Below are 12,718 nucleotides of genomic sequence, written 5' to 3'. Positions count from 1 at the left end.
TGCGAGCGGACGTTACCACGCGGTAGGTCGCCGGTGTAGTGCCGAAACGGCGGCAGCGACGACCACCAGAAGGGCAGCGCAGAGCGCCGCCACCACCGCCAGTCGGGCCGGCCCGGACGGGCTCGGTGGCAGCACGGTCTCCGGGTTGCGGTACAGCGTCAGGAACGGTCCGTCATGGACCCGCACCAGGCCGTCGAGCACCTGTGCATCCACCTCGCCGGCGACCTCGCGCTGCACCAGGACCCAGCGCACGCCCGTGGTCCAGACCGGCCGACCCTCGGCCAACGCCCGGCGCATCTCACCGACGCGCGGATTCTCGCCGGCCACGGCGACGTCGCCGACCCGGAGCGTGTCGTCGGTCAGGACCGTCCCCGGCAGGTAGCGGGGCGCCGGGTCCAGGACGACCCGGCCAGGGTTCCACGGGTACGCCCGGTAGGCGCTCAGCGGCAACGCGAGGACCTCCCCGGGGTCCTCCTCAATGTACCCGGCCACCCGCTGCCACTCGGCCGGATAGCTCACCGGACGAAGCCGACCGGCACCGCCGAACGCGAGGTCCGGCAGGACCGCCACCGGCAGGAGCAGCAGCCCGACCAGGACCACCCCGGCCACCTCCCGGTCGATCCGGGCCACCAGCCGCTCGGCCCCCAACGCGGCGCACACCACGAGCAGCAGCGCGTACGGCGCCAGGAACTTCTGGCCGTCGCGTAGCAGGCCCGCACCCGGCAGGTGCACCACCGCCCAGCGCAGCACGCTGTCCCCGCCGGGAAGCACCCCGAGGGCGGCGAGCAGACAACCGGCCCCGGCGAGCACCGCAAGCCGCGCCGCGCCGCCGGGGGTCAGCCGACGCCGCAGCAGCCCCGCACCGACAGCGGCCAGGATCAGCAGCGCCACCGTCGCCACCGGCACCAGCGGTGCGGCGCGACTGGCGGGGGTGGCCTGTGCGCTCCAGATGCCGCCGGTGCCGGCCAACGCCACAAGCGGGCCGCCCCAGTTCTCCGAACGCGCCGCGAACGCCGCCACCCCGGCCGGGTCCGAGGAACCTCCGGCACCGGTGACCAGGGCCGCGACCACCCAGGGCGCGTTGAGCACTGCGACCGCGGCCAACGCCTGCCGGGACCGGTGCGGGTGCATCCGCTGCGACACCAGCACCGACCGGGGCGCACGAATCCGGTCCGACGTCAGCACCAGCACCGCGCCCAGCGCGATCACACCGCCGGTCGGCGTGATGGCGGCGGGAGCGGCGGCGAGCACCACCCGGGCCAGCGCGCCGGCCCGCCCGGCCCGCAGGTCCAGCGTCGCCCGCACCAGCCAGGGCAGCGCGGCGTACGCGAGCAGCAGCCCCCACTGCCCGATCAGCAACCGCTCGGCCAGGTACGGCGTCCAGGCGTACGCCACCGCGGCGAAGAGCCGGGCCGCCCGCCTGTCGGTAGGCACCAACCGGCCGGCCCCGACCGCCGCGAGGAGGACCGCCCCGGCCAGCGCCAGTCGCTGCACCAACCAGCCCGGCACGACCTGGGTGACGAGCGAGACCAGCGCGTCCATCGGCACCGCCCGCGGCAGACTCTGCGCCGGGGCGACGAGATCCCAGGTCAACGGCTGCCGGGGTACGAACACCATGTCGTACAGCAGCGCGTAGCCGGGCGCCGCCAGCGGGGCCAGCACCACCACCGTGACCGCCGCCGCGACGGCGTACAGCGACAGCGTGTCCCGCCTCCGCCGGGCCGGCGCGGCCTCGACGCCGTCGGTTTGTTCAACCATTCACGACGCCGGCACCGCCCGGCCAACGGTGACCAGTTCGGTGCAGACCCCGACCCCTGGCGTCCGCACGGTGACCTCGACGGCGTCCCCGGAACCTTCCAGCAGGAAGAACAGGTCGTTCAGCCCGCGTCGCAGGGTGATCTCCCGGGTGGCGTCCCCGAGCCGGAACAACGCCGTCGAGTCACCTGAGCTGAGGTAACCGAAGTGCACCACGTACGGCCACTCCACCAGATAGCCGTCCAACGGAATCCGGGTGGGTCGGCCGCCCTCGGCCAGGTGCCCACAGCCGTCCACCGGGCCGGGGACGATCTTCCGCCCCTCCACCACGACCGGGCGGATCCGGCCCAGCTCGTCGAACGTCGACGGCCGCGCGGCCTCCGTCACGAAGGTGGGTCGGCGCTCAGCCGGGCGGAAGAAGTGCGACTGGAGGTTGTCCGGCCAGAAGTACCCGGCGATGACCCGGTCCGGGACTGCGGTGTCGAAGAAGACGGTGCCCGGCGGTGCCGTGGCCAGCTCGGCCTGCGTGGTCGCGAGGTAGTCCCGCCCGTACTTCGTACTCCAGTTGTCCCCGAACCGGGCCGTGCTCCACAGGGTGCCCACCGCGATGGTCGCCAGGACGACGATCATCGAGACCAGGCCGACCGCGAAGGCACCCGGCTCCCGCAGGACCGTCGGCACCGGCCACGCCGACACCTCGTCCTCGTCGGTGTCCCTGATGCCCAGCAGGGCCGCACCGACACAGATCGCGGCGACAAGCACCACGTCGGCGACGTACCGGGGGACGACGCCGATCAGTGGCCCGAGCGGGCCGCCGAGGCGCGTGACGGCGAAGAGCGCGGCAACCAGCCCGAGGTAGGAGGTGAGCAGCAGCCAGGCCCGGCCCGCCGACGGACGCCGCCGGACGGTCACCACCACGAGCGTCGCCAGCACCGCCCAGGACAACCACTTGGCGATGTCGTACGGGTCGACGAGTGGGGGACCGTCACCGGCGTAACTCCAGCGCCACGGACCGCCGAGCAGACCCGGCACCATGGTCTCGCCGACCAGGTCACCGAGGAAGTTGAGGACCGAACCGACCGAGGTCGGGTCCCGCAGTTCACCCGAGGGACGGGACAGGTAGAACGCCAGGTAGCCCCCCGACAGCGCGCCGAGCACCAACCAGGCCGGCCAGTGCCGCCGGATCGCCGTCGTGAGGCTGCGCCACACACCGCCGGAGGTGAAGAGGAAGACGGTCAGCAGGAACAACAGCGGCACGATCAGCAGCGACTTGGTGTCGAAGAGCAGGCCGAACACCAGCCACAGCGCGACCGCCACGAGGTGCCGCAGGCGGCCGGTCCGCACGTACCGCACCTGGGCCGCCACCGCCATGACCAGGGCCAACTGCATCGGCAGCACGAGCAACCCGACCAACCACAGCGACGAGACCTCGAGTGTCAACGGGCTGAACACGAACAGGCACAGCGGGATGAGCAGACCCCAACCGGGCCGGAGCAGATCGCGCAACAGCCGGTAGACGGCGAGCCCGGTCACCGCCTGACCGGCCGCCAGCAGCAACACCCACGGCCAGGTGGCGAAGCCCGCCGCCCGCACCATCGCCCACGCCACCAGCAGACCGCCGGGCATGAGGTGGTTGTTGAACGTCCGCAGGAGGTAGTCCGCGTCCAGCCCGGTGTCGAGGACCTGGGCGGCGATGACGAACTCGTCCTGCGAGAACCAACCACGGGCGGCGAGGCCGGCGCGCCAGGCGACAGACACGGCGATGAGGGCGATCGCCACAGCGCGGACGGGGTCGGCGCGGAGCCATCGGCCGATCGGCCCCGGTCCGTCGCCATCGGACGCGACGCGTTCCGGATGCGTCTCGGCCTCAGCTTCTGGCATTGACATGGTCGGCAGCCTGCCACACGCTTACACGCCGTGGGGACGGCCGTTCTCCCGATAACGCCACCGCAGCGCCCCTGGTCGCCCGTCCGTGCCCGGTCCGGATAACGTCGCGCGACAGTTCACGGCTGCAGGTGCGCGTCCGGCCGGTGAAGACAGGAGCCGACATGCGTGCAGAGGTGGCCGAGGGTGCCGCTACCGGGTCCAGCCGTAGCCGGCACACGGCCCGACGGTTCCGGCACCTGGTCATCTGCATCGCGCTCACCGCCCTCGCCTTCCAGCAGGCCCCGGGCCAGGTCGTCCCCGACACCAAGGTCGACCTGAACGTCAACCCGGCCGGGTGGCTGCTCCGCTCGCTGCACCTGTGGGACCCCACCGGCACCTTCGGCCAACTTCAGAACCAGGCGTACGGCTATCTCTGGCCGATGGGCCCGTTCTTCCTGCTCGGCTCGGAGGCCGGCCTCGCGCCGTGGGTGGTGCAGCGGCTGTGGTGGGCGCTGCTCTTCTGCGTCGCCTACCTCGGGGCCGTACGCCTGGCGGGTCGGCTCGGCATCGGGACGCCGGCCGGGCGCATGATCGCCGCCGTCGCCTTCGCGCTGTCACCCCGCATCCTCACCCAGCTCGGCTGGTCGTCGGTGGAAGCCTGGCCCAGCGCCGTCGCCCCCTGGGTGCTCATTCCGCTCGTCGGTCTCGCCGCCGGCACACGACTGCGACGTTCCGTCGCCGCGTCGGCCCTCGCTGTCGCCTGCGCCGGCGGGGTCAACGCCACCGCCGTGTTCGCGGTGGTGCCACTGGCCCTGCTCTGGCTCGCCACCATCCAGCCCGTACGCCGCCGGGTCGCCGCCATCGCCGCCTGGTGTGGCGCGGTCGCCCTGGCCACCGCGTGGTGGCTGGTTCCGCTGCTGGTCCTCGGGCGGTACAGCCCGCCCTTCCTCGACTACATCGAGACCGCCCGGAACACCACGAGCGTCACCGACGCGGTGACCACGCTGCGCGGCGCCTCCTACTGGGTCGCCTACCTGGCCTCGCCGTTCGGGCCGACCATCCCGTCCGGGGCTCGGCTCGCAAACGAGGCGGTGCTCGTCGCCGCCACCCTGGCGGTCGCCGTCCTCGGTATCCTGGGGCTGTCCCGACGCGGGATGCCGCACCGCAGGTTCCTCATCACCGGTCTGGTGCTCGGCGTCGCGCTCGTCGGCCTCGGGCACGTCAGCGACCTGCCGAACATCCTCGCCGAGCCACAACGGGAGTTCCTCGACGGCGTCGGCGCACCCCTGCGCAACGTGCACAAGTTCGACGTCCTGCTCCGCCTGCCCCTGTGCCTGGGCCTGGCGCACCTGATCGGGTTGGTCGTCCGGGCGGCGCGCACCGCGCCCGCGCGACACCGTCCGAGAACCGTCGCACGCGCCTGGCTGACCGCCGGCGCCGCGATCGTCGCCGTCACGGCGGTCGCCACCCCAGCGCTCGCCGGCGGTCTCGCCACCCCGGGCAGCGTGAAGGAGGTGCCCGGCTACTGGCACGACGCCACCGACTGGCTCGACGCGAACACGGGACGCGGACGGGTGCTCGTCGTACCCGGGGCACGGTTCCCGTCGTACGACTGGGGCAGCACCACCGACGAGATCACCCAGCCGCTGCTCGACAGCCGGTGGGCGGTACGCAACGCCATCCCCTTCACCCCACCGACCACGATCCGGCTGCTGGACGTGATCGAGTCGACGCTCGCCACCGGCGCCGGATCGACCGGGCTGGCGGATCTGCTGGCCCGATCGGGGATCAGCCACGTCCTGTTCCGCGCCGACCTCGACCACGGCCGCTCCGACACGGCCCGCCCTGTGGTGGTCCGACAGGCACTGGAGCGCTCACCCGGGTTGACCCGCGTCACGTCCTTCGGTCCGCTGCGCGGCGGGCCGGCGTCTCCGGACGAGTTCCGCGACCATGGGCTCGACGTGCCCGTCCGGGCGCTCGAGGTCTACCGGGTCGACCGGCCCGTCGAGCCGGTGGTCGCCTACGACAGAGCCGACGTGACCACAGTGGTGGGCGGGCCCGAGTCACTGCTCGACCTCGCCGCGGCGGGGCAGCTCGGCCCGGCGCCCACCGTCCTGGCCGGCGACGCACCGACCGGCGACGTCGTCGGGCCGGTGGCGATGACCGATGGGCTGCGCAGACGTGACGTGTCGTTCGGCGGGCTGCGGGACAACACCTCCCAGACGCTCACCGCCGACGACACCTTCGAAGAGAGCGCACCCGCCCACGACTACCTGCCCGAGTGGGGGGCACAGCAGGCCACCGTCGCCCGTTTCGACGGCATCAGCGCGATCCGCACCTCCACCGCCCGCTCGCAGGTCGACGCCCCCGGCGGTGCTCGACCGGAACACCAGCCGTACGCGGCGATGGACGGCGACCCGGCGACCTCCTGGCAGTCCGCGCCGTACTCGCCGAGCGACAGGCAGTGGATCGAAGTCGGCCTCGCCAGCCCGACGACCGTCACCCGGGTCGAGGTGTGGTTCGACCTGAAGGCCGACGCCCTACCGACGACGGTGACCGTCAGCGCCGGGCACGGAAGCCGCACCGTCGAACAGTTCAGCGACCACATGGTGTTCGAGCTGCCCGGCGTGCACGCCACCCGCGAGGTCCGGGTCTCGATCGACGGCGCGTACGACCTGCGCCCGTTCGGAAACGGGTCGGTCGGCATCGCCGAGATCAAGATCCCGGGCATCCGGACCAGCCGCACCCTGGTCCTGCCCACCGCACCGGTCACCGACCGACCGGCGACCGTCGTCGTGTCGGCGGCACCCACCACGCCTGCCTGTTTCTCCGTCGACGGGCACCCGCGCTGCTCCACCGACGCCATCCGTGGTTCCGAGGACGCGTCCACGATCGACCGGACCCTGACCCTGCCGACGGCTGGCGCGTACGACGCCAAGCTGTGGGCGCGGCCGACGGCCGGCCCCGACCTGGACAAGGCCCTCGACAAGCTGGTGACCGACGCGCAGCCGCTACGCCTCGCGGCGCAGATCAGCGCCTCCTCGACGGCGGTGCCCGACCCGACCGGCCGCGCCGGCGCGGCGCTCGACGGGAACCCGGCCACCAGTTGGTCACCGGCGATCGACGACGAGGCGCCGATCCTGCGTCTCAAGTGGCTCAAGCCGCAGACGATCACCGGGCTCCGCTTCTCGGTCGACGACAAGACGCCCGCCACCCGTCTCGGCAGTGTGCGGGTGGTCGGCGACGACGGCTTCCGCAGCAGCCTGCTCGGCGACGACGGGCTGCTCCGACTGGACCCGCCGATGCGGACCGACGAGATCACCATCCAGTTCCTCGACAAGCCGTCCGCCACCAGCACCGACCCGTACAAGCTGCGGTTGCCGGAGCGGCTGCCCGTCGCGGTCGGCGAGGTGACGGTGCTACCCGGAGCACCCACAGTCGCACCGCGCCTCGACACACCCCTGTCGCTTGCCTGCGGATCGGGTCCGACGCTCCAGATCGGCACGGCCCGGGTGACCACCACCCTGCGTGGCACGCTGCGTGACCTGCTGGAGATGCGCGAGATGCCGGTGACGCCGTGCGGTCGGGACAGGTCCCGGCCACTCGACCTGGGCGGCGGAGAACACCGCATCGTGGCCACCCCGAGCCAGCTGGCCTCGCCCACCAGGGTCGCCCTGGTGCCACGGACGTCCACGCCGCCCACAGCGACCACAAGCGCCATCGAGGTCGAGTCCTGGGCTGCCACCGAGCGGCGGGTACGGGTGGCAGGTCACCCCGTCGACCGGGTGCTCGCCGTGCGGGAGAACACCAACACCGGCTGGCAGGCGACGATCGGCGGGCGGACGCTGAAACCGCTCGTGGTGGACGGGTGGCAGCAGGGCTGGATCCTTCCCGCCGGCGCCTCCGGAGAGGTGCTGCTGCGATTCGCCCCGGACACCCCGTACCGGGCGGGGCTTCTCCTCGGCGGCATCCTGCTCGCGGTGGTGGTGCTGCTCGCGGTGCTGCCCGCCCGGCAGCCCACCGGGCCAACCTCGGCGACCCCCGCGCCACGTGGGCGACGCCGGGTCACCCGCTCACTGCCGCTGCTGGCCGTCGGGGCCGGCGCACTTGTGCTGTCGAGCGGCCTCATCGGCGGTCTGCTGGTCGCGGCGGGGTTCATGCTTGCCGTACCCGGCCCACGCCGCCTGCCCTGGCCGGCCGACCCCCGTCGGGCCAGGACGATCAGCCGGGCCGTCGAGACGTGGCTCCCGGGTGGGCTCGTGCTGCTCGCCAGCTGGCTCTACCTCGACTCGACGCGGCGGAACACCGACGGGCTGCTGCAACTCACTGTCGTCGTCGCCCTGGGCACCCTCTGGCTCTCCACCACCGCCCGACGACGGCCCGTACGCCGGGCCAGGCCGACCGCCGCAAGCCCAGCCGTCCCGCCGGTCGCTGCGGGACCGGCGCCGGAGACAGCCGAGCAGAGCCCGCCGGACACGGCTGGGGCGTCGACGCCGGCCCAGGCGGGCGGCCCAGCCGACGGGCAGCTTCCGACCTTCTCCGAGATCACGTGAGGCCGCTACGACCCGTCCGTCGGGAGGGGACGGCCCAGACCGAGCTGGCACGCGGATGGAGTACGGGCCTCGGAACTGCCGGGGTCAGCGTCACCCTGGCCGGGGTCCTGGTCAACGGCCTGGCCTACCTGGTGCCGGTGCTTGCCGCCCGGCGGCTCGACCCGGCCGACCTCAGCGCGCTCGCCGCCGCCCTCGGTCTGGTGGCAATCGCCGGCGTGCCCGGGCTCGGCCTGCAACTGGCGGTCGCCGTGCACCGCGCCCGGCACGGGGCCTCCGACACCCGGCGGCTCACCGCCGTCACCGCCGCCGTGAGCGCGGGAACACTCGTCGCGGCGACACCACTGCTTGTCACCGTCCTGGACCTCCCGGTGGAGATGCCCGCGCTGCTGGCGGTCACCACCGCGGCGATCGTGCTCTCCTCCCGGTCCCTCGGCGAGTTGCAGGGCGGCCAGCGCTTCGTACGACTCGCCATCGGGATGGCTCTGCTCGCCACCGGCCGCTACGGCGGCGTGATCGCCGGGTTGCTGCTCGGCGCGGGGCCGACCGGCGCCCTGGCGGTCGGCGCGGTGACCTCCGCCCTCACCCCGGTGCTGCTGGCCCGCCTCGCCCGCGAGCCCGGACGGTCGTCAAGCACACCACGGCTGACCGCCGCGCAGGTCGTCGCCGGTTGCGGCGCGACCCTGGCGATGCTCGTCGTCTCCTACGCCGACCTGCTGCTGGCCCGGCAACTGCTGTCCCCGTCGGACTCCGGGGCGTACTCGGTCGGCACCGTCCTGAGCAAGGGCGCACTCTGGGCGCCGCAGGTCGCCGCCGTCCTGGCCCTACCGCGGCTGGCCCGCGGTGACCGGCGCAGCCGAACGCTCGCGCTCGCGGTGACTGGCGGATGTGGGGCGGTGCTGGTCCTCGCCTCGACACTCGCCGGAGGGCTCGCCTTCCGCTTCGCCGGTGGACCCGACTACGACCACCTGGGCCGGTACGCGCCCCTCTTCGCTGCGGTCGGCGCGCTCTACGCGGTGACGTTCGTGCTGCTCAACGACCGCCTCGCGGCAGGCGCGCGCTTGGCGGCGGCACCGCTGTGGGTGGGCGTGGCGGGGCTGGTGGCCGTCACCGCGACCCTCCGGCCGCACAGCGTCCCCGGTCTCCTCTACGCGGCCCTGGGCACGGCCATCGTCACCACCGGGCTGATGGCGGTGGCGACCCGGCGGCCAGCTAGCCCTCCGCCAGCCAGTCCGCAAGCAGGCGGTGGTCGATCGCGTCAACCCGACCGAGCGGACGGCCCGAGGCTGCCCGGTCCCGCAACTCCGCCCGGGTGAACCAGCGGGCCGCCAGCAACTCCTCACCGTCCACGCGTACCTCGTCGGTGGTGGCGGTGGCCCGGAAGCCCACCATCAGGCCGGCGGGGAACGGCCACGCCTGCGACCCCTGGTAGGTCACGTCCGTGACGGTCACGCCCGCCTCCTCGGCCATCTCCCGACGGACCGCGTCCTCCAGGCTCTCGCCGACCTCGACGAAGCCGGCGAGCGTCGAGTACGCATCTTCGGCCGCTCCCGCGTGCCGGGCCAGCAGGCAGCGCCCCGACCTACCGGGCGCCTCGACCAGCACGATGATCGCCGGTTCGATTCGGGGAAACAGCAGACGTCCGCACTCCGCGCCGGTGCAGGTCCGCAGATGCCCGCCGCCGCCGGCAACCGCCGGCGCGCCGCACGTCCCGCAGAACCGCTGCTGCCGGTGCCAGTGCAACAGACCCCTGGCGTACGCCTGGACTGCCGCGTCGCCCGGTTCGAGCCGCCCGACAAGTGCCCGCACGTCGACGGACCGCACCGCGCCGGCCATCTCGACGGCGGACCGCTCGGGTAGCGCGGAGAGGTCCGCGGCGAACACGGCGACCTCCGCGTCGAGCCCCAGGAAAACGGTCTCGCTTGCCGCGGATCGCACAAGCGCCGCCCGCTCCGCGCCGAGCCGAACGGGCCCGTGGCCGTCGACGAGACAGCGGTCCCGCCACATCGGCAGCACCACGGTGGTCGGCTCGGTGAGCAGCGCACTCACCCGCGTCGAATCGGTCCGCAACGGGCCCGCCCGATCCAGCCAGCCGCCCCCGTACGCCAACACCCGCTCCGCAGTGCCCACCCGGTCACCGTGCCACGTCGGTGTCCGGCCGTCGGCACCGACCCCTGGCGCCACGACACGCCGAACGACACGCGGTAGCAGCGCCTGGCGGGCGCAGCCCGCGGGGACGGCCGAGCATTGGTTACCGTAGGTGCCTCCGGGAGGGGGAACCTCCCGCGGCACCCTGGCGATCGAGGTTGCAGTGACGCTGTACGGCGAAACGAGTCCACCCGCCGACGACCGGCCCACCGTGCAGGTCACCGCGGTCACCTGGCCGGACGACGGACCTGCGCCGGCCACTCCCGGAGCGCCGGGCGGCAGCGGTTCGGGCCGGCCGCGTCGGGTGCGGATGCTGCTCGCCGTCGGTCTCACCGGCGGCGTCCTCGCCGCCGTGGCGGGTGCCGGCGCCTGGGCGTACGCCGGTGACGTTCCCCGTGGGACGAGCGTGCTCGGCACCGAACTGGGCGGCCGTAGCCGTGCGGACGCCGACCGGGAGTTGCGGGCGGCGCTGGACCGGCGGGCGGCAGCGCTCGCCACACCGTTGAAGGTCACCGTCGACGGGCGCACCGCCGAGATCAACCCGGCCGACGTGGGGTTGGGCGTCGACGTGCCGGCCACCGTGGCGGCGGCTGCCGAGGCAGAGGCGCACCCGGTCAGCCGACTGGTGGGCTCTCGCACCGTCGAGCCGGTGGTGACTGTCGACGAGGGTCGGTTGGACGACGCGCTCCGCAAGGTGCTCGGCGACCAGGCCAAGGGCATGACGATGCCGGCGATCACCTACCAGGGCACCACACCGAAGGTCGTGCAGCCCAAGCCCGGGCTGGCCCTGGACCCGCAGCGCTCCGCCGAGGTGGTCCGCGCGGGCTGGTTGGCCGGCGCCCCGGTCACCGTGCCCCTGGTGGAGACCCACCCGGCGACCACGCCGGAGGAGTTGGACCGGCTGGTCGGCGAGCTGGCGAAGCCTGCGGTCGCCGCTCCTGTCACCCTGCGCACCGACAAGGGCTCGGTGACGATCCCGCCCACCGCCATCGCGAAGAGCCTGCGGTTCAGCGCCGACAAGAAGGGCAAGCTCACCCCGTCGGTGGACGTCAAGCGGCTGCGGGCCGCGCTCGGCGACAAACTCGCCGCCATCGAGGTCGCGCCGAAGGACGCCACGATGGCGATCAACGGCGGCCGGCCCACCGCAAAGGAAGGACGATCCGGGCAGCAACTGGACAGCGCGACCCTCGGCCCGGGCCTGCTGGCCGTGCTGCCCAAGGCCGACGGCCGCGAGGTGACCGGCGAGTTGAAGGCGGCACCGCCCCAACTGACCGGGGAGAAGCTCGCCGGCCTGGGCATCAAGGAGCGCGTGTCCACCTTCACCACCCGGTTTACCGGGGGCATGGCCTCGTCACGTAGCCAGAACATCGCGACCATCGCGAAGAAGGTGGACGGCACCGTCGTACTCCCCGGCAAGACGTTCTCGCTCAACGGGCACACCGGCGAACGCGGCTACGCCCAGGGCTACCGAGACGCGCCGGTCATCCTCGACGGCAAGTTGGTGCCGGGCGTCGGTGGCGGCACCTCGCAGTTCACCACCACGCTCTTCAACGCGACCTACTACGCCGGCCTGGAGGACGTCGAGCACAAACCGCACTCGTACTGGTTCGACAGGTACCCGGCGGTCATCGAGTCGACGATCTTCTGGCCGAACCTGGACTTCAAGTTCCGCAACAACACCGAGTACGGCGTCCTCATCGACACGTCGTACACGTCCAGCTCGATCACCGTCTCGATCTGGAGCACGAAGATCTACGACAGTGTGAAGACGGAGTACGGGCCGCGTCGCAACATCACGACGCCGAAGCAGATCCACCTGCCTGCCGGCCCTTCGTGCATCGAGACCAACGGCATCAACGGCTTCACCCAGGACGCCTTCCGGATCATCAAGAAGGGCGGCGCGGTGGTCAAGCGGGAGAAGTTCACCTGGCGCTACGACGCGGAGCCCCGCTACGTCTGCGGCCCGAAGACGTCCTGAGGTCGGTCGAGGTCGCCCAGCTCTGCATCAGGATGGGGGTCAGCTCGGCGGCGTTGCCGCCGAGCCCCCATCGCCCCTGCCACCCTGTGGCGGCATCGGCACCGTGCGGCTCTCCTGCACCCGGATCTCGGCCCGGAAGCGGTGCGCCGCCGGGTGCCACATCTCCTCGAAGGGACCCATGACCTCGCCACCGATGCCCCGACGACGGACCCGGGATGCGAGCCACCACAGGGTGCTCAGGACCGCCGCCACGCAGGCCGCGAACACCACGAATATCAGGACCTCGTCCACAGACCGAGCCTAGCCGCGGGCAACCGCGCAGCCGACCGCAAGATCGTGCGACATCCTGCTTGGGCGCACTCGTTTCCGGGTCGGGGTGAAACGCAGGAAAGGCCACCCCGATCGGGGTGGCCTTTCCTGG

General features: G+C 72.9%; 7 protein-coding genes. 3 read left to right on the top strand and 4 right to left on the bottom strand.

Annotation, left to right across the window (positions count from 1 at the left end; all coding sequences use genetic code 11):
- Positions 1-12: 12 nt before the first annotated feature.
- Entirely contained in the window at positions 13-1,758 is a 1,746-nt protein-coding gene (locus tag ACWER9_RS27755) for a hypothetical protein (protein ID WP_452304611.1), read from the bottom strand.
- On the bottom strand, positions 1,759-3,636 hold the full coding sequence (locus ACWER9_RS27750) for a hypothetical protein (protein WP_452304622.1): 1,878 nt from the start codon (positions 3,634-3,636) through the stop codon (positions 1,759-1,761). It lies immediately after the preceding gene.
- 167 nt (positions 3,637-3,803) lie between these two features.
- Between ACWER9_RS27750 and ACWER9_RS27745 the strand changes: the two genes are divergently transcribed.
- Positions 3,804-8,174 carry an alpha-(1->3)-arabinofuranosyltransferase gene (locus ACWER9_RS27745; RefSeq protein ID WP_452304610.1) on the top strand — a complete coding sequence of 1,457 codons (4,371 nt, stop codon included), beginning with the start codon at positions 3,804-3,806 and terminating at the stop codon, positions 8,172-8,174.
- Positions 8,171-9,487 (top strand): polysaccharide biosynthesis protein, encoded by a 1,317-nt coding sequence (locus tag ACWER9_RS27740; RefSeq protein ID WP_452304609.1) that lies wholly within the window; start codon positions 8,171-8,173, stop codon positions 9,485-9,487. The genes ACWER9_RS27745 and ACWER9_RS27740 overlap by 4 nt, the downstream gene beginning before the upstream one ends.
- Here ACWER9_RS27740 and nudC read toward each other — a convergent pair.
- The gene (nudC, locus tag ACWER9_RS27735; RefSeq protein WP_452304608.1) at positions 9,384-10,301 is read right to left on the bottom strand and encodes an NAD(+) diphosphatase; all 918 of its coding nucleotides are present in this window, start codon (positions 10,299-10,301) and stop codon (positions 9,384-9,386) included. The genes ACWER9_RS27740 and nudC overlap by 104 nt on opposite strands.
- Positions 10,302-10,482: 181 nt before the next feature.
- On the opposite strand from nudC, the gene ACWER9_RS27730 reads away from it, so the two are divergent.
- Positions 10,483-12,297 carry a VanW family protein gene (locus ACWER9_RS27730; protein ID WP_452304607.1) on the top strand — a complete coding sequence of 605 codons (1,815 nt, stop codon included), beginning with the start codon at positions 10,483-10,485 and terminating at the stop codon, positions 12,295-12,297.
- A gap of 39 nt (positions 12,298-12,336) precedes the next feature.
- Here ACWER9_RS27730 and ACWER9_RS27725 read toward each other — a convergent pair whose 3' ends face one another.
- Positions 12,337-12,588: a hypothetical protein gene (locus ACWER9_RS27725; protein WP_452304606.1), complete on the bottom strand. Its 252-nt coding sequence runs from the start codon at positions 12,586-12,588 to the stop codon at positions 12,337-12,339.
- Positions 12,589-12,718 lie beyond the last annotated feature (130 nt).

The organism is Micromonospora sp. NPDC003944, from assembly GCF_053605225.1.
This window is presented reverse-complemented; position numbering and strand designations above follow the sequence as displayed.